Origin of the sequence: Micromonospora sp. NPDC005257 (genome assembly GCF_042872445.1) — a bacterium.
Lineage (GTDB): Bacteria > Actinomycetota > Actinomycetes > Mycobacteriales > Micromonosporaceae > Micromonospora.
This window is the reverse complement of record NZ_JBIAKL010000003.1, coordinates 166,236-189,342: the sequence shown is the minus strand read 5'-3', so window position 1 is coordinate 189,342 and position 23,107 is coordinate 166,236. Positions and strand designations below refer to the sequence as shown.

The following is a 23,107-nucleotide window of genomic DNA, read 5'->3' as shown; positions in this document are numbered from 1 at the left end:
CCCGCCCGGTCGGAGGGGAGAGAGAGTTCGTGCAGAGTTACGTCGTGACCGTCGCCGCCGCGCTCGCCGCGGCGGCGATCGCGTTGGTGCTGGCCCAGGTGGTGCACCGGGTCATCCGCCGCCTCGGTCGCCGCTCGCTGCTGATGACCGAGCTGACCGACCACGCGCACCGCGCGTTCCAGGTGACGCTCACGGTGGCCGCGGTGCAGTTCGCGGTCCGGTTCACCACCGGGTACGCGGTCGGCAGCCCGTGGCGGCAGGTCGTCCTGCACACGCTGGTGCTGGCGACGATCGCGGCCACCGCCTGGCTGGTGGCCTCGCTGCTGGTGGTGGCGGAGGACACCGCGCTGGCCCGGTTCCGGGTCGACGTGCCGAACAACAGGCACGCCCGCCGGGTGCGTACCCAGGTGGTGCTGCTGCGCCGGCTGACCATCGCGGTGATCGTGATCCTCACGGTCGGCGTGATGCTGATGACCTTCCCGGCCGTACGCGGGGTCGGCGCCGGTGTGCTGACCTCCGCCGGTGTGATCGCCGCGGTCGCCGCGCTGGCCGCGCAGAGCCTGCTCGCCAACGTCTTCGCCGGTCTCCAGCTCGCGTTCAGCGACGCGGTACGCCTGGACGACGTGGTGGTGGTCGAGGGGGAGTGGGGCCGGATCGAGGAGCTGACGCTCAGCTACGTGGTGGTGCAGGTCTGGGACGACCGCCGGCTGATCCTGCCCACCTCGTACTTCACCAGCCGGCCGTTCCAGAACTGGACCCGTACCGAGGCGGCGGTGCTCGGCACCGCCGAGTTCGAGCTGGACTGGGCCATCCCGGTGCAGGCGATGCGGGAGGAGCTGCGCCGCCTGTGCGAGGGCACCGAGCTGTGGGACGGACGGGTCTGCGTGCTCCAGGTGACCGACGCGACGGGTGGCCTGGTCAAGGTCCGCGCGCTGGTCAGCGCCGCCGACGCGGGCAGCCTGTGGGACCTGCGGTGCCTGGTCCGCGAGCACCTGGTGACCTGGGTACGCGACCAGCGCCCGACCGCCCTGCCCCGGCTGCGCGCCGAGGTCGGCGAGGTCGCCGGCCTGCTGCCCTGGCAGGCGGTGCAGCCGCGACGCCCGGCACGCCCCCCGGCCGGCACCGAGGCGCCCGACGACGCGCGGGTCTTCGGCGGCAGCGACGACGGCGACGCCCGCAGCGAGGTGTTCGTGGGCCGGGAGGAGCACGCCGAGGCGCGGCGCTGAACCCGTACCCCGAGCGGAGCCCCCGGCAGCCCTTGGCGCCGGGGGTTCCCGCGTACGGGCGGCTTTCCGGCCGCACGGGTTTGGCCGGGCCGTGGCGGGGGACGTGGTGCGCACGCCCCGGATCCGGTGCCCGGCACCGGCTTGCGGCGGCGCGCGGCCGGGTGTACCGGCCGCGCCGCGCAGGATTGACGATCGGCGACTCCGGGCATACAGCGCGGTGATGAGGAAAGGAGGACAGCATGGCTGACGTCGCGAGTCGCAGCACGTCGCGGACCGGGAACGAGCCGTCCACCGCCGAGCTGGTACAGCGCGCCACCGAGCAGGTCACGCGCCTGGTGCGGGACGAGCTGGCCCTGGCCCGTGCGGAGCTGACCGAGAAGGGCAAGCACGCCGGGATCGGGATCGGTCTGTTCGGCGGCGGCGGGGTGATGGCGCTCTACGGGGCCGGCGCCCTGGTCGCCACCGTGATCCTGCTGCTGGCGCTGGTCATGCCGGCGTGGCTGGCCGCCCTGATCGTGGCGGTGGCGTTGTTCCTGCTCGCCGGGATCCTGGCGCTCGTGGGCAAGAAGCAGGTCAGCCGTGCCGTCCCGCCGGTGCCCCAGGCGGCGGTCCGCAGCGTTCGGGCGGACGTCGACACGGTCACCGCCGCGGTGAAGGACGGGAGGCGGGCATGACCGGTAACGGGACCGGAGACGTGGCGGCGCTCCGGGAGGAGATCCGCCGGACCCGGGTGGAACTCGGTGAGACGGTGGAGCTGCTCGCGGCCAGGGCCGATCCGAAGGCGCTGGTGCGGCACTCGGCCGAGGCGGCGAAGGCGCGGATGCGTGAGCAGGCGTCGCTGACCGCGGCCCGGGTGCGCGGGCGGGCGGCGGAGCGGGCCCGGCTGGTCCGGGCACAGGCGTACGAGAAGGGCGAGGCGGTCGGGCGCAACCCGTTGCCGTGGGCGGCCATCGCGGCCGGCGCGCTGGTGACGGCGGTGGTGCTGGTGATCGTCCGAGGGAGGCGCAGGTGAGCGGCAGGGTCGGCAAGGCGGCGTACAAGCCGGTGGGGGTGCTGCTCGGCCTGGCCGCCGGCGCCGTCGCGGGGGCGGTCTTCCGCCAGGTCTGGAAGGTGACGGCGGGCGACGGCGAGGCGCCGAGCGCCACCGACGAGGACCGCCGCTGGGGCGAGGTGCTGGCCGCCGCGGCCCTGCAGGGCGCCATCTTCTCGGTGGTGCGGGCCGCCGTCGACAGAGGTGGAGCGGTGGGCGTACGCCGGTTGACCGGGCGCTGGCCGGACTGACGTAAAGGCCAGAAAGGCCCCTTTCCCGAATGCGGGAAAGGGGCCTTTCGCATGGCTCCGGCGGGGCCGCGCAGCGGCGTTCGCGCGGCCTTCAGGTCACATGTCGGAGAAATTTCGTCCGGAGGGCTGTGCGAAGTTTTTGCGTACGTGGTTTGCTGTCTCACGCTGTTGAGAGACGCGTGGGTTGAGAGAAGTCTCCTGCATTGGAGGCCGCCTCAGGCGCCGCTGCTCGAAAACGGCCAATCGGCCGCACGGCGTGCTCGGCCGCCAGTTTTAGAAGGAGATACACATGGCGCAGGGAACCGTGAAGTGGTTCAACGCTGACAAGGGCTTCGGCTTCATCACCGTCGATGGCGGGGGTGCTGACGTGTTCGTCCACTTCTCGGCCATCCAGTCCAGCGGCTACCGCACGCTGGAGGAGAACCAGCGGGTGGAGTTCGAGATCGCCCAGGGTCAGAAGGGTCCGCAGGCCGAGCAGGTCCGCCCCATCTGAGCTGACCGCACCGGCCGGTGCCGGAAGCCCCGCATCCCGTACGGGAGGCGGGGCTTCGCCTTGCCCGGCGTCTCAGCGCCGCCGCGCGCGCATCCCCAACCAGAGCCCGGCCAGTCCGATCAGGACCAGCACCGGGCCGACCACCGCCCAGATCCGCTGGTCGCTCATCACGCTGCCCTCGACGTACCCGAGGCCCAGCACCGTCCACAGCGCACCGAGCACCACGGCGAGCAGCCCCAGGGTGAGCCGGAACCAACCCCTCATCGTTCCCCCTCCGACGACAGTCCCGCTCCAGCATGCCCGCCACCGCGGGCGCCCGGCGTCGCCGCGCCGGCCGGCCGGCTCACCACCGGTCGTGCACCTGCGGGCGGATCAGCTCGTCGTAGGTGGCCCGCACCGCGGCCAGCTCCACCTCGGTCAGCGCCGGCTGCCCGGCGGCCTCGGTGTTGCCCCGCGCCTGCTCGGGGGAGCGGGCGCCGGGGATCACCACCGTCACGCCGGGCTGGTCGAGGACCCACCGCAGCGCGAACTGCGCCATCGTCCGGTCGCCGCCGACCAGCGGCGCGAGCCGGCGCACCGCGGCCAGGCCGCTGTCGTAGTCGACGCCGGAGAACGTCTCGCCCACGTCGAAGGACTCGCCGTGCCGGTTGAACGTGCGGTGGTCGTTCGCCGGGAACGTGGTGTTCTCGTCGTACCGGCCGGAGAGCAGACCGCTCGCCAGCGGCACCCGGGCGATGATCCCCACCCCGGCGGCAGCGGCGGCGGGCAGCACCCGCTCCAGCGGCTTGTGCCGGACCGCGTTGAGGATGATCTGCACGCTCGCCACACCGGGCCGGGCGATGGCGGTGAGCGCCTGGTCGCAGGTCTCCACGCTGACGCCGTACCCGGCCACGCGACCCTCGGCGACCAGCGTGTCCAGCGCGTCGAAGACCCGGTCGTCGGCGAAGACGGCGGTCGGCGGGCAGTGCAGTTGCACCAGGTCGAGCGTGTCGACGCCGAGGTTGGCCCGGGACCTGTCGGTCCAGGCCCGGAAGTTGTCCAGCGTGTAGGCCTCCGGCGTCTGCTCCACCCGGCGGCCCATCTTGGTCGCCACGGTGAGCCCGTGCCCGGGGCGGGAGCGCAGGAACCGGCCGATCAGCGCCTCGCTGCGGCCGTCGCCGTACACGTCGGCGGTGTCCAGGAAGGTGACGCCCGCGTCGACGGCGGCGGCCAGTACGGCGAGCGCCGCGTCCTCGCTGACCTCGCCCCAGTCTGCGCCGAGCTGCCACGCGCCGAGTCCGATGATGCCGACGTGCCGGCCGAGCCGGTCGAAGCTGCGCTGTTCCACCCGGTCGAGCCTAGTGAGCGGCTTGCCGTGGCGCTCGGCGGGCCGTACCTTCCAGCAAGACGTACGTACGGTTTGGAGGCTGTCATGTGGGATCCACGCACCTATCTGCGCTACGGGGACGAGCGCTCCCGGCCGTTCCACGACCTGCTGGCCCGCGTCGGCGCCGAGCACCCGCGTGCCGTTGTCGACCTCGGTTGCGGCCCCGGCACGCTCACCGCCACGCTCGCCGGCCGCTGGCCCGGCGCCCGGGTCGCCGGCCTGGACTCGTCCCCGGAGATGATCGCGCGGGCGAGCGCCGACGGCGGTCCGGTCCGGTACGCCGTCGGCGACGTCCGCGACTGGCGGCCGGAGCCCGACGTGGACGTCCTGGTCGGCAACGCCGTGCTCCAGTGGGTGCCGGAACACCGCGACCTGCTCCGCCGCTGGGCGGCCACGCTGCCGGCCGGCGCCTGGCTGGCGTTCCAGGTGCCCGGCAACTTCGACGCGCCCTCGCACCGGCTGCTGCGCTCCGTCGCCGCGCAGGACCGGTGGCGCGACGCGCTCGCCGGAAGGTTGCGCGAGGCGCCCGTCGACGAGCCGGTCGGCTACGCCACGCTGCTGACCGACGCGGGCTGCGCGGTGGATGCCTGGGAGACTACGTACGTGCACCTGCTGCCCGCCACCGGCGCCGACCACCCGGTGCTGGCCTGGATGGAGGGCACCGCGCTGCGCCCCGTCCGCGCCGCGCTGGACGCCGCCGGCTGGGCCGCCTTCCGCGCCGAGTTGGCGGTGCGGCTCGCCCAGGCGTACCCGGTGCGGCAGGGTCAGGTGTACTTCCCGTTCCGCCGGATCTTCATGGTGGCCCGCACCGGCGCCCGCGCAGAGGAGAACTCGTGACCGACCTGCCCACCTTCATCGCCGGACTGCCCAAGGTGGAGCTGCACGTGCACCACGTCGGCTCGGCCTCGCCCCGCATCGTCGCCGAGCTGGCCGCCCGGCACGAGGGCCGCAGCCCCGTCCCGGCCGATCCGGAGGCGCTCGCCGACTACTTCGCGTTCCGCGACTTCGCCCACTTCATCGAGGTCTACCTCAGCGTGGTGGACCTGATCCGGGACGCCGACGACGTCTGGCTCCTCACCCACGAGGTCGCCCGGGAACTGGCCCGCCAGCAGGTCCGCTACGCCGAGCTGACGGTCACGCCGTACTCGCACGTCAACCGCGGCATCCCGGCGCCGGCGTTCTGCGAGGCGATCGAGGACGCCCGCAAGCGCGCCGAGGCCGACTTCGGCATCACGTTGCGCTGGTGCTTCGACATTCCCGGCGAGGCCGGCCTGCCCGCCGCCGAGCAGACCCTGCGGATCGCGCTCGACGAACGACCGGACGGGCTGGTCAGTTTCGGCCTCGGCGGCCCCGAGATCGGGGTGCCCCGGCCGCAGTTCAAGCCCTGGTTCGACCAGGCCCGCGCGGCCGGGCTGCGCTCGGTGCCGCACGCCGGTGAGACCACCGGCCCGGAGACGATCTGGGACGCGCTGCGCGAGCTGGGCGCCGAGCGGATCGGTCATGGCATCTCCGCCGCGCAGGACCCGGCGCTGCTGGCCCACCTCGCCGAGCGGCGGATCCCGTTGGAGATCGCACCGACCTCCAACGTGCGCACCCGGGCCGTACCGAGCCTGGACGCGCACCCGCTGCCCCGGATCGTCGAGGCCGGCGTGCCGGTCAGCATCAACTCCGACGACCCGCCGATGTTCGGCACCACGCTCGACGACGAGTACGCGGTGGCCGCCCGGCTGCTGGGGCTCGGCCCGGACGGGGTGGCCGCCCTGGCACGCGACGCCGTCTCGGCCGCGTTCCTGGCGCCGGCCGAGCAGGCCCGGATCACCGCCGAGATCGACGCGTACCTGGCGAACGCGGCCCGCTGAGCGGCCGTACGGGCGCCGGCCGCCGGGACATCCGGGGCGGCCGGCGTCGCGCGGTCAGCAGCATCCCGGCCAGCGCCAGCGCGGTGAGCGCGGGGCTCGGACCGCTCGCGGCCGGCGCGGGCCGGGCCGGACCGTGCGCGAGCACCGGGTCCTGCCAGACCGCGAGCGTGAGCGCGACGCCCAGGCCGACGACTGTGGCCCAGCGGAGCAGACGGCTGACGGCCGGTGGCATGCGGTCACCTCGCGCCCGGGATCGACGGGAGAGCGCGCGCGACGGGAGCGAGGTGTGGGGGGACCGGACTCCCGCCGCGCGCATGATCCGCCGGCCGGAAGGTGTTACGGGGCGTCCCGGCCGACGGAACTGATGGGTTCTGTCAGCGATCCTGGCAGTTCACGCCGGTTTCGCGGCCGTCGTTAAACCACCTTTAAGGAGAACTTGCGCCGGTACACAGTCACCGGCTCAGCGCGGACGCGGCCAGCGCCGCCCGGCGCGCGGCTCGCGTGCCTCCCGGGCCATCCGACCGACCAGCCCGAACCGGTTCACCGGCCGGGGCGCCGCGTCCGGGTCGGCCAGCAGCATCACCACGCTCGCCCCGCCGAGCCGGGCCCGGTCGATGCTCACCGAACCGTTCGCCTGCAACGCGACCCGCTTGGCGATGTCCAACCCGAGCCCGGTGGAGCCCTTGTCGCTCTCGCCCCGGCGCAACGCCCGGTCCGGGTCGGCGATGCCCGGCCCGGCGTCGTCGATGCGGATCGCCACCCAGCCGTCCCGGCGGCTCACCGCGACCTCGAACGCCGTGCCCTGCGGCGTGTACCGGAACACGTTGCCGATCACCGCGTCCAGCGCGGCGGCCAGCTCGGCGCGGGGCACGGGTGCCGGGATGCGCAACTGCGCACCGACCACCCGGTGCGGCCGGTTCTGGTCCCCGGCCAGCGCCGACCAGAAGACCATCCGGTCCCGGACCACCTCGCTCACGTCGCACGACGCCGGCGCCGTCTCCTGGCTGACCGCTTTGCGGGTCGTCTTGATGAGCTGATCGACCTCGCCCTCAAGCGTGACGATCGCCTGCCGGATGCGCCGGATGCCGCGCCGCCGGTCCAGCTCCGCCTCGCTGAACGTGCCGATGCTGGTGTCGTCGGACTCCAGCGCCTCGGCGTCCAGCCGCAGCGCGGTCAGCGGCGTACGCAGCCGGTGCGACAGGTCGGCGACCAGTTCGTGCTCGTCGGCGCGCAGCGCCACCAGACGTTCCGTCATCCGGTTGAACGCGTGCCCGGCCTCGGCCAGCTCGCGCGGGCCGGTCGGCTCGACCCGTACCCCCAGCTCGCCGTCGCCCACCGCGAGCGCCGCCTTGACCAGGTCGCCGGTGGCGTCCACGGCCCGGGCGGCCACCCGGTCGACCACCGCCACGGCCGCGCCGACCAGCGCCAGGCCGATCGCGAGCAGCAGCAGCCACCGCCCGCCACCGCCGGAGTCGAGCACGTCGTCGGGGACGAAGACCTCCACCACGGCGACCCGGTCACCGAGCACCACCGGGTCCAGTCGCAGCACCCCGCCGTCCACGTCGGTCACCACCGAGCGGCGCTGCGTGGCGGCGTCGGCGAGCACCCGCGGGTTCGCGCGGCCGGCGGACTCGTCCGCCCCGATGCCGTGCACGACCGGACGCAGGGCCGGATCGTCGCCGGCCGCGGCGGCCACCGCCCGTTCGATCGTCGCGGTGTCCGTGCTGGCCGCCAGCGCGCCGGTCACCAGCGCGGCACGGCGCTCGGCGTCCGCCAGCTCCGCCTCCCGGGTCCGGTCGGCGAGGGTGAGCCCGAGCGGGACGAGGAACGCGAGCGCGATCAGCCCGCACAGCCCGGCGGTGAGCCCGGCCAGCGTGAGCCTCAGTCCGGCGCCACCAGCCGGAAGCCGACCCCCCGCACGGTGCGCAGGAAGCGCGGCTTCGCCGCGGACTCGCCCATTTTGCGGCGGAGCCAGTACAGGTGAACGTCGATGGTCTGGTCCTCGCCGACCGATGGCTGCCGCCATACCTCCTCCAAGAGTTCCCGCCGGGACACTACCCGGCCGGGACGCGCGGCGAGATACGCCAGCAGGTCGAATTCCTTACGGGTCAGGGCCAGCGGCTCCCCGTCCAGCACCGCGCTGCGCTCACCCACGTCGACCCGCAGGCCGCCGACCGTGTGCACGGCCGGTTCCACGGTACGGCTGGCCCGCCCGGCCCGGCGCAGCACCGTGGTGATCCGGGCGTCCAGGTGCGCCCCGGTGAACGGCTTGACCATGTAGTCGTCAGCGCCGGCGCGCAGCAGCCGTACCACAGACTGCTCGTCGTCGCGGGCGGTGGCGATGATGATCGGCACGTCGGTGATGCCGCGCAGCATCCGCAGCGCGTCCGAGCCGTCCAGGTCGGGCAGTCCGAGGTCGAGCACCACCAGATCCGGTGTCTCCGCGGCGACCCGGCGCAACGCGTCCAGCGCGGTGCCGACGGCGTGCACCGCGTGCCCCCGGTCGGTCAGCGACCGCAGCATGGCGCCGCGTACGACGTGGTCGTCTTCGACCAGCAGGACGGTTGCCACGTCAGCACCGTACTCGGCGTGGCAAGCCGGTCGCGTTGCGGCGGCCCGGTGAAGCGGGCAAGCTGGGGCGGCGATGACGTTCACGCTCTTTCCCGACGCCCGCCTCACGCTCGCCCGCGACGCGCTGGCCGGCCTGTCGGTGGGCGACGCCCTCGGCTCCCAGTTCTTCGTCCCCGGGCGGCACCCGGACGACCTCGCCGCCGGGCGGTTGCCCGAGCCGCCGTGGGAGTGGACCGACGACACCGAGATGGCCTGCTCCGTGGTGGCCGAGCTGGCCGCCGAGGGCCGGATCGACAGGGATCGGCTGGCGCTGGCGTTCGCCGAGCGTTGTGAGCCGTACCGGGGTTACGGGCCGGGTGCGGTGACCATCCTGCGGCTGATCCGCACCGGCACGCCCTGGCCGGTGGCCGCCGCGTCCGCGTTCGACGGGCAGGGCTCCTGCGGCAACGGCGCCGCCATGCGGGTCGCGCCGCTCGGCGCCTGGCACGCCGACTCCACCCGCCGTGCCGCCCAGCAGGCGCGCGCCTCCGCCGAGGTGACGCACGCCCACCCGGAGGGCGTCGCCGGTGCGGTGGCGGTCGCGGTGGCCGCCTCGCTCGCCGCCCGCGCCCGCCTCGACGGCGACCGGCCCGACCCGGCCCGGCTGCTCACCGCCGTCGCCGGAGCGCTCGACCCGGCCGGTGAGGTGCACCGAGGGGTACGCCGGGCTGCCGCGCTGCTCGGTCACTCCGCCGCCGGGGCGGCCGACGCGCTCGGCAACGGCGCCCGGGTCACCGCGCAGGACACCGTCCCGTTCACGCTCTGGGTCGCCGCCACGCTGCTGCACGACTATCCCGCCGCGATCCGCGTCTGCGTCCAGGCGGGCGGAGACGTGGACACCACGGCCGCCATCGTGGGCGGGATCGTGGCCGCGTACACCGGAGCCGGCACCCCGGGCGGCGTGCCGGAGGACTGGCTGGCCGCTCGCGAGGCCCTGCCCGCCTGGCTCCCCACCCCCGCCTGACGGATCCGCCCCTACCCCCGTCACGGACCTGCCCCCAGGAGGGCGCTTTCGGACCAGGACCTTCGGTGGTCTCGCATCGTGGATGGGTGTTTCCGCTTGTTGGGCCGGCGGCGTGGCGGTCAGGGACGCGTGGGGGTGGCGCCGGCGGTGATGGGCTCGCCGGCTTCGGGGGTCGCGCTGTCGGGGGCCACGGTGGCGTCGGGGGTGCCGTCGTCGTCCGGCGGGAGGGTCATGGTGTCGCGCCGGCGACGGCTGAGCAGCCAGCCGATCGCCGCGCCACCGGCCAGGCCGGCCAGCAGGCCGCCCCCGAGCAGCAGGTCGGCGCTCGGCCCGTCGTCGGCCGCCGGTGCCGTGCCGCCCTGCGCCCCATCGGCAGCGCCGGGGGCGCCCGCGCCCCCGTGACCGCCGTGCCCGCCGCCGTCCGTGCCGGGGCCGCCGTCGTGCGTCACGGTGCCCGGCAGCGGCGGCAGCAGGTCGAGCGCCGGCGCGGGGTGCGCGCCGCCCGCCGGGTCCGCCCACCGGACCACGGTGCCGTCGTCGTACGTCTGCACGACCGTGAACGTGAGCCGGTCGGTGGCGGGCATGGGGCCCATGCCCAGCGGCAGCCGGGCCGGCCCGGTGCCGGTGCCCGGCATCCGCAGCCAGCTCACCGAGTGGGTCACCTGGTTCAGCTCGGCCGCGTGCATGCCGGGGACCGGCTGGTCGAGCGTGCGGGTGGTGATGGTCGGCGCCCAGTCCGGCACCGACAGCGGGTACACCTCGCCGATCGGGGCGTCCGCGGGCATGGTCAGCTCGATCCGGGTGGTCCGGGTGCCGGGCCGGTCCGCCGGCACCAGCACCGACAGTTCGATCGCGTCGCCCTGGCGAACCTGGGCGGGCGAGGCCGTGACGGTCACCCCGGCCGCGTTCGCCGCGCCCGGCCAGCCGACCGCCCCGGCGAGTACGGCCGCCAGCGACGCCGCCGCCCACCGGCCCCGACGGGTCATCCTCATGGTCGTCCCCATCCCTGTCGACTGGGATCGGCACCGGCTCCGGCCCCACCTGGTAGTTCGGGCGGCGGGGCGAAAAGGTTCAACACGACACGGAACTCATCGGGCACGGGCACCGGCGTCGGCGACGGCCCGGATCCCGGCGACCGATAGCATCGCAGTGGCCGGTCACCGGCCTTGAACCGTCGACGACAGGAGTCACCGTGTCCGCACCCCGTAACCCCGTCGTGGCCGACCCCGTCGTCGTCGCCGCCGGGACGACGGCGGCCGACGCGGTGGCCGCGGCCGGCCTGCCGATGAGCGGGCCGAAGGCGATCGTGGTGGTCCGCGACCCGCAGGGCCAGCTCCGCGACCTGGACTGGCGCCCGGCCGAGGAGGTCGCGGTCGAGCCGGTCGCGCTGGACAGCCCGGACGGGCTGAACGTGCTGCGCCACTCCACCGCGCACGTGCTGGCCCAGGCGGTGCAGGACGTCTTCCCGGAGGCGAAGCTCGGCATCGGCCCGCCGATCGAGAACGGCTTCTACTACGACTTCGGCGTCGACAAGCCGTTCCAGCCGGACGACCTGGCCAAGCTCGAGAAGCGCATGCAGGAGATCGTCAAGTCCGGCCAACGGTTCCGCCGCCGCCGCTTCGCCGACCTGGACGAGGCACGGTCCGAGCTGGCCGCCGAGCCGTTCAAGCTGGAGCTGATCGAGGTCAAGGGGGAAGGGCTGGACTCCTCCGAGGTGATGGAGGTGGGCGGCGGCGAGCTGACCATCTACGACAACCTCGCCGCGAACGAGGACAAGGTCTGCTGGTCGGACCTGTGCCGCGGCCCGCACCTGCCGAACACCCGGCTCATCGGCGCGTTCAAGCTGATGCGCTCGGCCGCCGCGTACTGGCGCGGGTCGGAGAAGAACCCGCAGCTGCAGCGCGTGTACGGCACCGCGTGGCCGACCCGGGACGAGCTCAAGGCGTACCTGAAGCTGCTCGAGGAGGCCGCCCGCCGCGACCACCGCAAGCTCGGCGCGGACCTCGACCTGTTCAGCTTCCCCGACGAGATCGGGTCCGGCCTGCCGGTCTTCCACCCCAAGGGCGGCGTGCTCAAGCGGGTGATGGAGGACTACGTCCGGGCGCGGCACGTCGAGGAGGGCTTCGACTACGTCGGCACCCCGCACATCTCCAAGGAAGGTCTCTTCCACACCTCGGGACACCTGCCCTACTACAAGGACACGATGTTCCCGCCGATGGAGATGGAGGGCAGCGACTACTACCTCAAGGCCATGAACTGCCCGATGCACAACCTGATCTACCGGTCGCGCGGGCGGTCCTACCGGCAGCTGCCGATCCGGCTGTTCGAGTTCGGGACGGTCTACCGGTACGAGAAGTCGGGCGTCATCCACGGCCTGACCCGGGTGCGCGGCTTCACCCAGGACGACTCGCACTCGTACTGCACCCGCGAGCAGGCGCCGTCCGAGATCAAGCACCTGCTCGGCTTCGTGCTCAGCCTGCTGCGCGACTTCGGCATCGACGACTTCTACCTGGAGCTGTCGACCCGCGACGAGTCGAAGCCGGACAAGTTCGTCGGCTCCGACTCCGACTGGGCCACGGCCACCGCCGTGCTGGAGCAGTGCGCGCTGGAGACCGGCCTGGAGCTGGTGCCGGACCCGGGCGGCGCGGCCTTCTACGGTCCGAAGATCTCCGTGCAGGCCAAGGACGCCATCGGCCGCACCTGGCAGATGTCGACCATCCAGTACGACTTCAACCAGCCCAAGGGCTTCGGGCTGGAGTACCAGGCCGCCGACGGCACCCGGCAGCAGCCGGTGATGATCCACTGCGCCAAGTTCGGCTCGATCGAGCGGTTCATCGGCGTTCTCACCGAGCACTACGCGGGCGCGTTCCCGGCCTGGCTGGCGCCGGTGCAGGTGGTCGGCATCCCGATCCGCGACGAGCACGGCGACTACCTGGTCGACTTCGCCGCGACGCTGCGGCGGCACGGCATCCGGGCCGAGGTCGACCTGGGCGACGACCGGATGCAGAAGAAGATCCGCAACGCGCAGCAGCAGAAGATTCCGTTCATGGTGATCGCCGGGGACGACGACGTGGCCGCCGGCACCGTCTCGTTCCGCTACCGGGACGGCTCGCAGCGCAACGGCGTGCCGATCGACGAGGCCGTGGCGCACGTCCGCGAGGTGGTGGATTCGCGCACCAACGCCGGTCCCACCGCCACCGCCGCCGAGTAGGCGGCCCGGCGGCCGCGCCGCCCGGGCGGCGGCGCGGTTCGCCCCGGATCGTAGGATCGCCTGTGTGACAGGGGCGGAGCGGGACACCGGGTACGGCGGCGACAACGGTCTGGCGGACGGACTCGACCGGCTCTGGACGCCGCACCGGATGACCTACATCTCCGGCGAGGACCGGCCCGAGGGCGGGTACGAGAAGCCGGCCGGCTGCCCGTTCTGCCTGGCGCCCGGGCTGCCGCCGGAGGAGTCCCTCGTGGTGGCCCGGGGCGAGCACGTCTTCGCGGTGCTCAACCTCTACCCGTACAACCCCGGACACCTGCTGGTCTGCCCCTACCGTCACGTGGCCGACTACACCGAGCTGGACGAGCCGGAGACGGTCGAGCTGGCCGCGTTCACCAAGGCCGCCATGCGGGTGGTCCGGCACGTGTCCAGCGCGCACGGCTTCAACCTGGGCATGAACCAGGGCGGCGTCGCGGGCGCCGGCATCGCCGCGCACCTGCACCAGCACGTGGTGCCGCGCTGGGGCGGCGACGCCAACTTCATGCCGGTGATCGGCCGGACGAAGGTGCTGCCGCAACTGCTCGCCGACACCCGGGACCTGCTCGCCGGGGCGTGGGCGGCGGTCTGACGGCGCTGCTCGCGGCCTGACGGCGGCTGTTCGCGGCAGTACGATCTCGCGCATGGCTCTCCTGCACCGCGCGGAACTGCGCCCCTCGAAACTGGAGCTGCTCGCCTCCTGGCTGCCCGGCCGGCAGTGGTTCGCCGGCGAGGCCGGCGTGCCGCTCAGCGGCGTCGCGGCGTACCGGTTCGACGACCCCGCCGGCGAGGTCGGCATCGAGACGCTGCTCGTGCGCGCCGGCGACGGCCCGGTGCTCCAGGCGCCGCTCACCTACCGGGGCGCGCCGCTGGCCGGAGCTGACGACTTCCTGGTGGGCGTCATCGAGCACTCCGTGCTCGGCCGCCGCTGGGCGTACGACGCCTGCGGCGATCCGGTGTACCCGCCGGTGTTGGCCGCCGCGGTGCTCGCCGACGCCGGTCAGGCCGAGGAGTACTTCGAGGTCGACGGAAAGCGCGAGGTGCGCCCGGCGCGCATGACGCTGTCCGGCAGCCGTACCGGCCGTCCGGTCCCGGCCGGTCCGGTGTCGGCTGCTCCGGTGTCGGCAGGTCCGGCCGACGACGGCGTGACGGTCGTTCGGGTCGGTGACGTCGAGCTGGCGGTGGTCCGGCAGCCCGTGCCGGCCGAGGTGCCGGGCTCCGGGGGGCTCACCGGCACCTGGCCCGGCCAGGACGAGCCGGTACTGCTGGCCTACGCGCGCTGACGGCTCGCCCACCGTTACCGTCCAGCGTTCGGTGTCACACGGCGTGACCGTGGCCGGGCTCCTGGGCTACGAATCGGCCCCCTGTCGCCGGGAAGGTGACAGGATGCGGCGGTGGCAGTCGACACGCGACAGTTGGGGCGCAGCGGCATCGAGGTGAGCGCCCTCGGCATGGGGTGCTGGGCGATCGGCGGCCCGTGGGCCGAGGGCGCCCGCCCGCTGGGCTGGGGCCGGGTCGACGACGACGAGTCGGTACGCGCCGTCCGCCGCGCGCTCGACCTCGGCGTCACCCTGTTCGACACCGCCGACACGTACGGCGCCGGGCACGGCGAGCGGGTGCTCGGGCGGGCGCTCGCCGGCCGGCGCGACGAGGCGGTCGTCGCCACGAAGTTCGGCTACACGTTCGACGAGCAGGCCCGGCAGGCCACCGGCGAGAACGCCTCGCCGCACTACCTGCGCCGGGCGGTGACCGACTCGCTGCGCCGGCTGGGCACCGACCGTATCGACCTCTACCAGCTGCACCTGGGCGACCTGCCGCTGCCCCGGGCCGAGGCGCTCGTCGGCACGCTCGACAAGCTGGTCGACGCCGGCCTGATCCGCGCGTACGGGTGGAGCACCGACCGCGCCGACCGGGCCGCTGCCTTCGCCGAGGTCGCCCGTGGCGCCGCCGCCGTGCAACACGCCCTGTCGGTGCTGCGGGACGCCCCGGCCATGCTCGACGCCTGCGACAAGCACGACCTCGCCGGCCTGGCCCGGGGGCCGCTCGGGATGGGCCTGCTCACCGGCAAGTACACGCCGGAGTCGACGCTGCCCCGCGACGACGTACGCGGACTCGGGCCGACCTGGCTGGAGTGGTTCCGCAGCGGCCGGCCCGCCCCGGAGTGGCTGCGCCGGGTCGCCGCCGTCCGCGACGCGCTGACCGCCGACGGCCGCACCCTCGCGCAGGGGGCGATCGGGTGGATCTGGGCGCGCAGCGACCGGGCCGTGCCGATCCCCGGCGCACGTACCGTCGCCCAGGTCGAGGAGAACGCGGCCGCGCTAGCTCGGGGCCCGCTCGCCCCGGACCACTTCGCCGAGGTCGAGCGGCAACTGGCGGCGGTACGGCGAGCCGCCCTGCGGGACGCCGACCGCCCGTACTGGCCGATGCCCCCAGTCCCCGCCGTCCGCCCCTGACCCGCGTCCTCCCGCCCGTCCCGCTTCCGCCGATCTTGCACTTGCGGCCCCTCAGGTGACCGGAATGCCGCTTTTGCGGGGGGCGGTAAGTGCAAGATCGCGAGGGCCGGGAGGGAGGGCGAAGGGCCGGCGGAGGAGGGGGTCAGTGGGTGGTGGACTCCTTGCGGGCCTGGTCGGCCAGGTGGGCGGGCATGGGTTCGTGGCGGGCGAACTCGCGGCGGAACGTGCCCGTGCCGGCGGTCATCGAGCGCAGCTCGACGGCGTACCGCAGCAGCTCCGTCGCGGGCACCTCGGCGCGGACGAGCGTGCGCCCCTCGGCATCCGGATCGGGCTCGGTGCCGAGCACCCGGCCGCGCCGGCCGGACAGGTCGCCCATCACCGCGCCGACGGACGAGTCGGGCACCCGCACGGTGATCTCGTCGACCGGTTCCAGCAGCGCCGGCTGGCCCTTCTCGGCGGCGTCGCGCAGCGCCAGCGCGCCGGCGGCCTGGAACGCCGCGTCGGACGAGTCGACGCTGTGCGCCTTGCCGTCGACGAGCGTCACCCGCAGGTCCACCACCGGGTAGCCGGCGACCAGACCGCGTTCCATCTGGGCCCGGACGCCCTTCTCCACCGACGGGATGTAGTTGTGCGGGACCGCGCCGCCGACCACCCGGTCGACGAACTCGAACCCGGCGCCCCGGGGCAGCGGCTCCACCTCGATGTCGCAGACCGCGTACTGGCCGTGGCCGCCGGACTGCTTGACGTGCCGGCCGTGCCCCCGGGCGGCGGCGCCGAACGTCTCGCGCAGCGGCACCCGGACCGGCTCGGTGTCCAGCTCGACCCCGCCGCCGCGCAGCCGGTCGAGCACCACGTCGGCGTGCGCCTCGCCCATGCACCAGAGCACGAGCTGGTGGGTCTCCGGGTTGCGTTCCAGCCGCAGCGTCGGGTCGCCGGCGACCAGCCGGGACAGGTTGCGGGCCAGCGCGTCCTCGTCGGCCCGGCTGCGTGCCGTGATCGCCACCGGCAGCAGCGGCTCCGGCATCTCCCAGGGCGCGATCAGCAGCGGCTCGTCCTTGGCGGAGATGGTGTCGCCGGTCTCCGCGCTGCCCGACTTGGTGATCGCGCACAGGTCACCGGCGACGCATGCGGCCACCTCGCGCAGGGTCGCGCCCAGCGGGCTGTAGACGTGGCCGACCCGCTCGTCGGCGTCGTGGTCCGGGTGGCCGCGCTCGGCCATGCCGTGACCCGACACGTGGATCACCTGGTCGGGCCGGAGCGTGCCGGAGAAGACCCGCACCAGCGAGACCCGCCCGACGTGCCGGTCGACTGTCGTCTTCACCACCTCGGCGACCAGTGGGCCGTCCGGGTCGCAGGTCAGCGGCGGGCGGGGCGAGCCGTCCACGCCGGTGACCGCCGGCAGCTCGTGCTCCAGCGGCGACGGGAACGCTGCGACCAGCCCGTCGAGCAGCGCGTCCAGGCCGACGCCGGTCTCCGCGCAGACCGGCACCACGGGGTAGAAGTGGCCGCGCGCGACAGCCTTCTCCAGGTCGGTGATCAGCACCTCGGGGTCGATCTCCTCGCCGCCGAGGTAGCGGTCCATCAGGGTCTCGTCCTCGCTTTCGGCGATGATCCCCTCGATCAGCTCGTTGCGGGACTCCTGGATGGCCGGCAGGTGCTCCGGGTCCGGCTCCCGCACCGCCGCCGGCAGCCCGCCGGAGTAGTCGAACACCCGGCGGGTGATCAGCCCCATCAGACCGGCCACCGACTCGCCGTCGTCGCCGAGCATGGGCAGGTAGAGCGGGAGCACGTTGTCGCCGAAGACCCGCTGGCAGAGCGCCACCGCCTCGTCGAAGTCGGCGCGCGGGTGGTCCAGCCGGGAGACCGCCACCGCACGGGGCATGTCGACGGCGGCGCACTCCTCCCAGAGGGCGGCGGTGGCGGCGTCCATGCCGTCCACGGCGGAGACCACGAACAGCGCCGCGTCGGCGGCGCGCAGCCCGGCGCGCAGCTCGCCGACGAAGTCGCCGTAGCCCGGCGTGTCCAGCAGGTTGACCTTGACGTCGCGGTGCACCAGCGGGGCGCAGGCGAGGCTCACCGAGCGCTGCTGGCGTACGGCGGCGGGGTCGTGGTCGCAGACGGTGGTGCCCTCGGTGACGGCGCCGGCGCGGCCGATCGTGCCGCCGGCGGCCAGCAGCGCCTCGACGAGCGTCGTCTTGCCGGCGCCGGAGTGCCCGACGAGCACCACGTTGCGGACCCTGCCGGGCTCCGTCACCACCGGCGCGCCGCCGGTGGCACCCTTCTCGTTCTTCTGCGCCATCGCGGCGCACCTCCCTCAACCGGTGGTGGTGGCGACCGCCGCGGGCGACGGGGGAGCGGACCCGGGACGGGCGCCGCGGCGATATCTTCCGGTGATCTGCTGCCGGACGCGAACGCGGACCGGTGATCCGGTGAACTGGCTCACCTCCTGGCTCGATCTCACACCCGCGCGGGTGCGGGCACAAGGGCCGTCGGGCGGGTCGCACGCCCGGCTGTGTCCCCGACGGTTGCGGGCCGTTATCGTGGGACCGCCATGGCGAAGATCTTCCAAGTGACGGCCCGCGCGGGCATGACCCGCGTCGTGGAGCCGATCGCCCGTACCCTGCTCCGTGCGGGCGTGTCCCCCAACGCGGTCACCGTGACCGGCACCGTCGGCGTGCTCGCCGGCGCGCTCGGCTTCGGCGCGCGCGGCCATCTGGTCGCCGGCGCGCTGATCGTCACGGTCTTCGCCCTCACCGACCTGCTCGACGGCACGATGGCGCGGATGAGCGGCGGATCCACCCGCTTCGGGGCGTTCCTCGACTCGAGCATGGACCGGGTCGCCGACAGCGCGGTGTTCGGCGCTGTCGCGTACTGGCTGGCCACCGAGCACGACTACTCGGGCGTGGCTGCGGCGCTGATCTGCCTGGCCGCGGGCGGGCTGGTCTCCTACGTCAAGGCCCGCGCCGAGGGCCTCGGGATGACCTGCAACGTGGGCATCGCCGAGCGCACCGAGCGGCTGCTCATCGTCGGTGTCGGCGGTCTGCTCACCGGCGTCGGCGTCCCCCACGCCCTGGAGATCGCGCTCTGGCTGCTCGCCGCCGTCTCGATCTTCACCGTGGGGCAGCGGATGGCCCACGTGTACCGGCAGGCCCAGCGGGTCGGCGCGGAGTGAACCTCACCGAGGCGGGCTTCGTCGCGGGCTGGCGCCTGGTCCGGGCGCTGCCCCGGCCCGTCGCGGCGGCGGCCTTCCGGGTGGGCGCCGACCGCGCCCACCGCAAGGACGGCGGGGGTACGCGTCGACTGCGCGCCAACCTGCGCCGGGTGGTCGGCCCTCAGATGCCCGACGCGGAACTGGACGCGCTGGTGCGCGATGGGCTGCGCTCGTACGCCCGGTACTGGATGGAGGCGTTCCGGCTGCCCGGCCTGAGCCGGGCGGAGATCCTCGCCGGGTTCCGCCTCGCCGGGCAGGAACTGCTCGCCGCCGACGTGGCGGCCGGGCGGGGCGCCGTGGTGGCGCTGCCGCACGCCGGCAACTGGGATGCCGCGGGCGCCTGGGTGGCGGCCACCGGCTGGCCGATGACGACGGTGGCCGAGCGGCTTCCGGACGGCGTCTACGAGCGGTTCGTCGGGTTCCGGGAAGGGCTGGGGATGGAGATCCTGCCCAACCGCGGCGGCCCGCGTCCCGCGTTCGACGTGCTGGTGGACCGGCTGCGCGCCGGGTACGTGGTGCCCCTGCTCGCCGACCGGGACCTGTCGGCCCGGGGCGTCGAGGTGGACTTCTTCGGTGGCCGGACCCGGATGCCGGCCGGGCCGGCGCTGCTGGCCATCCGCACCGGCGCGCCGCTCTACGTGGCCTCACTGTGGTACGAACCGGACGCCGCGTGCGCGTCGCTCGAGGGCCCGCTGCCGCTTCCGGACCCGGACAGCGCCCCGCTCGACGCGCGGGTGCGCACGGTGACGCAGCGGATTGCCGACGGTCTGGCGGCGGGCATCGCCCGGCATCCGCAAGACTGGCACATGTTGCAGCGGATGTGGCTGGACCAGGGCCGGGACGGCACGCCCGCGTCGGCGCCGCCGGCCACCACCGGGACGGTCTAGGGGGACGCCATGCGGATCGGCATCGTGTGCCCGTATTCCTTCGACGTCCCGGGCGGCGTGCAGAACCACGTCATGGACCTGGCCGAGGCGCTGCTCGGGCTCGGTCACGAGGTGAGCGTGCTGGCGCCCGCCGACGAGGAGTCGGCGCTGCCGCCGTACGTGGTCTCGGCGGGGCGGGCGGTGGCGCTGCCGTACAACGGGTCGGTGGCCCGGATCGCGTTCGGCCCGGTCTCCACCGCCCGGGTGCGGCGCTGGATCACCCGGGGCGAGTTCGACGCGCTGCACGTGCACGAGCCGCTCACCCCGAGCCTGTCGATGCTGGCCGTGCTCTGCGCCCGGGGCCCGGTGGTGGCCACCTTCCACACCGCGATGACCCGCTCCCGGGTGCTGTCGGCCGCGCAGGGCGCGCTCCAGATCGTGCTGGAGCGGATCACCGCCCGGATCGCGGTGAGCGCGCTGGCCCGCAAGGTGCAGGTCGAGCACATGGACGGCGGCGCGGTGGAGATCCCGAACGGGGTGGCGGTGGCGAAGTTCGCCGGGGTGCCGCCGCTGCCGGGCTGGCCGGGGGAGTGCGCCCCGGGCACCGGCGGCACGCTCGGGTTCCTGGGCCGGTTCACCGAGCCGCGCAAGGGCTTCCCGATCCTGCGGGACGCGTTCGTCGCGCTCGCGCCGCACCGTCCCGGGCTGCGCCTGCTGGTCGCCGGGCCGGGCGACGCCGACGAGCTGTACGGGCGCTTCCCGGCCGGCCTGCGCGACCGGGTCACGTTCCTCGGCCTGGTCTCCGAGGCGGACAAGGCACGCATGTTGCGCAGCGTGCACCTCTACGTCGCACCGAACACCGGCGGGGAGTCCTTCGGGATGATCCTCACCGAGGCGCTGGCCGCCGGCACCACCGTGGTCGCCAGCGACCTCGACGCGTTCCGCCGGGTGCTCGACGGCGGGCGGGCCGGGCGGCTGTTCCCGACCGGTGACGCCGCCGGGCTGGGCGAGGCGTTGTCCGAGCTGCTGGACGACGCCGGCCGCCGGGCCGGGCTGACCGCCTGCGGCGACCAGGTGGTGGCGAATTTCGACTGGCCCGTGGTTGCCCGCCGCGTTCTGGAGGTATACGCAGCCGCGATCGAGGCCACCGACGGCCGGGTCATGGACCAGGAGTGGGCGGGACTGGGCTGACCTGGGTGGCCGCTGCGGCCGATGTGACGAGCGCGTCTGCCGGTGCACCGCGCCGGCCGGCCGGGATGAGGAGCAGCACTACGATGCCGGGCATGTGGTGGGTGGTGGGCGCGATCGTGGTGCTCGGGCTGGTCTCGGCGTACCTGATCTGGACCTCCGGCCGGGTGCAGCGGCTCCAGGTCCGCGCGGACTCGGCGGCCCGCGCGCTCGACGCGCACCTGTTGCGCCGCGCGGCCGCCGCCGCGGTCCTGGCCGAGCAGCGGTACGGCGTGGAGCTGTACGCCGCCGCCAGGATCGCGCTGGACGCCGTGCCGGAGGAGCGCGAGGCGGCGGAGAACGACCTGACCCGGCAGTTGCGCGCGGTGCGGCTGGACCCGGACGACCCGGCCTGCGCGGCGGTGATCGCGGCGAGCCGGCGGCTGGCGCTGGCCCGGCAGGTGCACACCGATCTGGTCCGCGACGCCCGCTCGGCACGCGGCCGTCCGGTGGTGCGGCTGTTCCGGATGGGACGCGGGCGGGAGTGGCCGCGCTACTTCGACATCGACGACCCGACGCTGGCCTCCCCCGCGGACGTGACCACCGGCTGACCGTCGCCCGTGACGGCGGCCACATCGCAGGCCACCGGGGGTCCGATTGGCGCTCGGTCCGGCGTCGCGCCGGCCATAGCATTCCTGCGCAGTCACCTCCCGAGTGCGCCGAGGAGCGATGTCCCGTGTCTGAGTCCGCAGCCCCGACCGCCGCCACCGCCGTCGGCACCGCCCGCGTCAAGCGCGGCATGGCCGAGATGCTCAAGGGCGGTGTGATCATGGATGTGGTCACCGCCGAGCAGGCGAAGATCGCCGAGGACGCCGGCGCGGTCGCGGTGATGGCCCTGGAGCGCGTGCCGGCCGACATCCGCGCGCAGGGCGGCGTGTCCCGGATGAGCGACCCGGACATGATCGACGGCATCATCCAGGCCGTGTCGATCCCGGTGATGGCCAAGGCCCGCATCGGCCACTTCGTCGAGGCGCAGATCCTCCAGGCGCTCGGCGTCGACTACGTCGACGAGTCCGAGGTGCTCACCCCGGCCGACTACGCCAACCACATCGACAAGTGGGCGTTCACCGTCCCGTTCGTGTGCGGGGCGACGAACCTGGGCGAGGCGCTGCGCCGGATCACCGAGGGCGCCGCCATGATCCGCTCGAAGGGCGAGGCGGGCACCGGGGACGTCTCCAACGCCACCACCCACATGCGGAAGATCCGGCAGGAGATCCGCCGGCTCCAGTCGCTGCCCGAGGACGAGCTGTACGTCGCGGCCAAGGAGTTGCAGGCCCCGTACGAGTTGGTCAAGGAGATCGCGGAGCAGGGCAGGCTGCCGGTCGTGCTGTTCACCGCGGGCGGCATCGCGACCCCTGCCGACGCGGCCATGATGATGCAGCTCGGCGCCGAGGGCGTCTTCGTCGGCTCGGGCATCTTCAAGTCCGGCAACCCGGCGCAGCGGGCCGCGGCGATCGTCAAGGCGACCACGTTCCACGACGACCCGGACGTGCTCGCCAAGGTGTCGCGCGGGCTCGGCGAGGCGATGGTCGGCATCAACGTCGACGAGATCCCCCAGCCGCACCGCCTCGCCGAGCGCGGCTGGTGAGCCGGGCGTGACCGTACCGGTGATCGGCGTGCTCGCCCTGCAGGGCGACGTACGCGAGCACGTCGCGGCGCTGACCGGCGCGGGCGCCGACGCCCGGCCGGTGCGGCGCCCCGGCGAGCTGGACGCGGTCGACGCGCTGGTGGTGCCCGGCGGCGAGTCGACCACGATCAGCAAGCTGGTGGACATCTTCGAGATGCGCGAGCCGATCGACAAGCGGATCGCCGCCGGCATGCCGGTCTACGGCTCCTGCGCCGGGATGATCATGCTGGCGGCCGAGGTGCTGGACGGCCGCCCCGACCAGCGCGGCTTCGCCGGCATCGAGATGACGGTGCGGCGCAACGCGTTCGGCCGTCAGGTCGACTCGTTCGAGGCCCCGGTGGCGCTCACCGGCGTCGACGGCGGCCCGTTCCACGCCGTGTTCATCAGGGCGCCCTGGGTCGAGCGGGTCGGCCCGGACGTCGAGGTGCTCGGCCGGGTGACCGACGGCCCGGCCGCCGACCGGATCGTCGCGGTCCGGCAGGGCAACCTGCTGGCCACCTCGTTCCACCCGGAACTGACCGGCGACCTGCGGCTGCACCGCCACTTCGTGGAACTCGTCCACGCCGCTTCCTGAGCACCCGGTCCGTCCTCTGTTGTGCCGGTTCGGGCGGCCTGGGACGGGCCGGTGCCGTGCGGCGCGTGACAGCGACCCGCCCGCCGCCGGTAGGATTGCCGAGATT

General features: G+C 74.3%; 25 protein-coding genes. 18 read left to right on the top strand and 7 right to left on the bottom strand.

The features are described from left to right. Positions 1-29 precede the first annotated feature (29 nt). The 5 genes from ACFYO8_RS07710 (at position 30) to ACFYO8_RS07690 (ending at position 3,000) form a co-directional block, all read left to right on the top strand. On the top strand, positions 30-1,226 hold the full coding sequence (locus ACFYO8_RS07710) for a mechanosensitive ion channel family protein (RefSeq protein WP_355015139.1): 1,197 nt from the start codon (positions 30-32) through the stop codon (positions 1,224-1,226). Between the two features lie 239 nt (positions 1,227-1,465). After that, positions 1,466-1,900, top strand: coding sequence for a phage holin family protein (locus tag ACFYO8_RS07705; RefSeq protein ID WP_354867086.1), 435 nt, complete (start codon positions 1,466-1,468; stop codon positions 1,898-1,900). Further along, positions 1,897-2,238 carry a DUF3618 domain-containing protein gene (locus tag ACFYO8_RS07700; protein WP_354867084.1) on the top strand — a complete coding sequence of 114 codons (342 nt, stop codon included), beginning with the start codon at positions 1,897-1,899 and terminating at the stop codon, positions 2,236-2,238. Before ACFYO8_RS07705 ends, ACFYO8_RS07700 begins: the two co-directional genes overlap by 4 nt. Then, positions 2,235-2,507, top strand: coding sequence for a DUF4235 domain-containing protein (locus tag ACFYO8_RS07695; protein WP_354867083.1), 273 nt, complete (start codon positions 2,235-2,237; stop codon positions 2,505-2,507). The genes ACFYO8_RS07700 and ACFYO8_RS07695 overlap by 4 nt, the downstream gene beginning before the upstream one ends. 289 nt (positions 2,508-2,796) lie before the next feature. Then, positions 2,797-3,000, top strand: coding sequence for a cold-shock protein (locus ACFYO8_RS07690; protein WP_091424054.1), 204 nt, complete (start codon positions 2,797-2,799; stop codon positions 2,998-3,000). A gap of 72 nt (positions 3,001-3,072) precedes the next feature. Here the strand turns inward: ACFYO8_RS07690 and ACFYO8_RS07685 are convergent, their stop codons facing one another. Next, complete coding sequence (locus ACFYO8_RS07685) at positions 3,073-3,264, bottom strand: hypothetical protein (protein ID WP_355015140.1); 192 nt, start codon at positions 3,262-3,264, stop codon at positions 3,073-3,075. Positions 3,265-3,343: 79 nt separating this feature from the next. Next, on the bottom strand, positions 3,344-4,327 hold the full coding sequence (locus ACFYO8_RS07680) for an aldo/keto reductase (RefSeq protein ID WP_355015141.1): 984 nt from the start codon (positions 4,325-4,327) through the stop codon (positions 3,344-3,346). Between the two features lie 84 nt (positions 4,328-4,411). Here ACFYO8_RS07680 and ACFYO8_RS07675 point away from each other — a divergent pair, with 84 nt between their 5' ends. Both ACFYO8_RS07675 and ACFYO8_RS07670 read left to right on the top strand, forming a co-directional pair. Further along, positions 4,412-5,203 (top strand): trans-aconitate 2-methyltransferase, encoded by a 792-nt coding sequence (locus ACFYO8_RS07675; RefSeq protein ID WP_354867076.1) that lies wholly within the window; start codon positions 4,412-4,414, stop codon positions 5,201-5,203. Continuing rightward, a complete protein-coding gene (locus tag ACFYO8_RS07670) occupies positions 5,200-6,225 on the top strand; it encodes an adenosine deaminase (protein WP_355095915.1) in 1,026 nt (341 codons plus the stop codon). The genes ACFYO8_RS07675 and ACFYO8_RS07670 overlap by 4 nt, the downstream gene beginning before the upstream one ends. Here the strand turns inward: ACFYO8_RS07670 and ACFYO8_RS07665 are convergent. The 3 genes from ACFYO8_RS07665 to ACFYO8_RS07655 form a co-directional block, all read right to left on the bottom strand. Continuing rightward, the gene (locus ACFYO8_RS07665) at positions 6,182-6,457 is read right to left on the bottom strand and encodes a hypothetical protein (protein WP_354867072.1); all 276 of its coding nucleotides are present in this window, start codon (positions 6,455-6,457) and stop codon (positions 6,182-6,184) included. The genes ACFYO8_RS07670 and ACFYO8_RS07665 overlap by 44 nt on opposite strands. A 228-nt stretch (positions 6,458-6,685) precedes the next feature. After that, positions 6,686-8,077 carry a HAMP domain-containing sensor histidine kinase gene (locus tag ACFYO8_RS07660; RefSeq protein ID WP_354867615.1) on the bottom strand — a complete coding sequence of 464 codons (1,392 nt, stop codon included), beginning with the start codon at positions 8,075-8,077 and terminating at the stop codon, positions 6,686-6,688. Between the two features lie 29 nt (positions 8,078-8,106). Then, positions 8,107-8,796, bottom strand: coding sequence for a response regulator transcription factor (locus ACFYO8_RS07655; protein ID WP_354867071.1), 690 nt, complete (start codon positions 8,794-8,796; stop codon positions 8,107-8,109). Between the two features lie 73 nt (positions 8,797-8,869). Here ACFYO8_RS07655 and ACFYO8_RS07650 point away from each other — a divergent pair, with 73 nt between their 5' ends. After that, on the top strand, positions 8,870-9,799 hold the full coding sequence (locus tag ACFYO8_RS07650; protein WP_355095913.1) for an ADP-ribosylglycohydrolase family protein: 930 nt from the start codon (positions 8,870-8,872) through the stop codon (positions 9,797-9,799). A 119-nt stretch (positions 9,800-9,918) separates the two neighbouring features. On the opposite strand, the gene ACFYO8_RS07645 is transcribed toward ACFYO8_RS07650, so the two are convergent. Further along, positions 9,919-10,791: a DUF1775 domain-containing protein gene (locus tag ACFYO8_RS07645; protein ID WP_354867067.1), complete on the bottom strand. Its 873-nt coding sequence runs from the start codon at positions 10,789-10,791 to the stop codon at positions 9,919-9,921. A gap of 200 nt (positions 10,792-10,991) precedes the next feature. Here ACFYO8_RS07645 and thrS point away from each other — a divergent pair, with 200 nt between their 5' ends. From thrS to ACFYO8_RS07625, 4 genes are all read left to right on the top strand, one after another. Further along, positions 10,992-13,010: a threonine--tRNA ligase gene (gene thrS, locus ACFYO8_RS07640; protein WP_355097076.1), complete on the top strand. Its 2,019-nt coding sequence runs from the start codon at positions 10,992-10,994 to the stop codon at positions 13,008-13,010. A gap of 64 nt (positions 13,011-13,074) precedes the next feature. Continuing rightward, on the top strand, positions 13,075-13,635 hold the full coding sequence (locus ACFYO8_RS07635; RefSeq protein ID WP_387187862.1) for an HIT family protein: 561 nt from the start codon (positions 13,075-13,077) through the stop codon (positions 13,633-13,635). Positions 13,636-13,687: 52 nt separating this feature from the next. After that, positions 13,688-14,326, top strand: a complete 639-nt coding sequence (locus ACFYO8_RS07630) for a hypothetical protein (protein WP_355097600.1) — start codon at positions 13,688-13,690, stop codon at positions 14,324-14,326. A 111-nt stretch (positions 14,327-14,437) separates the two neighbouring features. Beyond that, positions 14,438-15,496 carry an aldo/keto reductase gene (locus ACFYO8_RS07625; RefSeq protein WP_354867061.1) on the top strand — a complete coding sequence of 353 codons (1,059 nt, stop codon included), beginning with the start codon at positions 14,438-14,440 and terminating at the stop codon, positions 15,494-15,496. A 142-nt stretch (positions 15,497-15,638) separates the two neighbouring features. Here the strand turns inward: ACFYO8_RS07625 and ACFYO8_RS07620 are convergent, their stop codons facing one another. Further along, positions 15,639-17,795 (bottom strand): elongation factor G-like protein EF-G2, encoded by a 2,157-nt coding sequence (locus tag ACFYO8_RS07620; RefSeq protein ID WP_357706864.1) that lies wholly within the window; start codon positions 17,793-17,795, stop codon positions 15,639-15,641. 252 nt (positions 17,796-18,047) lie between these two features. On the opposite strand from ACFYO8_RS07620, the gene pgsA reads away from it, so the two are divergent. The 6 genes from pgsA (at position 18,048) to pdxT (ending at position 23,001) form a co-directional block, all read left to right on the top strand. Continuing rightward, positions 18,048-18,668 carry a phosphatidylinositol phosphate synthase gene (gene pgsA, locus ACFYO8_RS07615; protein WP_354867057.1) on the top strand — a complete coding sequence of 207 codons (621 nt, stop codon included), beginning with the start codon at positions 18,048-18,050 and terminating at the stop codon, positions 18,666-18,668. Further along, complete coding sequence (locus tag ACFYO8_RS07610; RefSeq protein WP_357706861.1) at positions 18,665-19,594, top strand: phosphatidylinositol mannoside acyltransferase; 930 nt, start codon at positions 18,665-18,667, stop codon at positions 19,592-19,594. The genes pgsA and ACFYO8_RS07610 overlap by 4 nt, the downstream gene beginning before the upstream one ends. A 9-nt stretch (positions 19,595-19,603) precedes the next feature. Beyond that, entirely contained in the window at positions 19,604-20,764 is a 1,161-nt protein-coding gene (locus ACFYO8_RS07605) for a glycosyltransferase family 4 protein (RefSeq protein WP_355096857.1), read from the top strand. 83 nt (positions 20,765-20,847) lie between these two features. After that, the gene (locus ACFYO8_RS07600; protein ID WP_354867051.1) at positions 20,848-21,351 is read left to right on the top strand and encodes a hypothetical protein; all 504 of its coding nucleotides are present in this window, start codon (positions 20,848-20,850) and stop codon (positions 21,349-21,351) included. Between the two features lie 125 nt (positions 21,352-21,476). After that, complete coding sequence (gene pdxS / locus ACFYO8_RS07595) at positions 21,477-22,388, top strand: pyridoxal 5'-phosphate synthase lyase subunit PdxS (RefSeq protein WP_355096304.1); 912 nt, start codon at positions 21,477-21,479, stop codon at positions 22,386-22,388. 7 nt (positions 22,389-22,395) lie between these two features. Then, entirely contained in the window at positions 22,396-23,001 is a 606-nt protein-coding gene (pdxT, locus tag ACFYO8_RS07590; protein ID WP_355096302.1) for a pyridoxal 5'-phosphate synthase glutaminase subunit PdxT, read from the top strand. Positions 23,002-23,107: the final 106 nt, after the last annotated feature.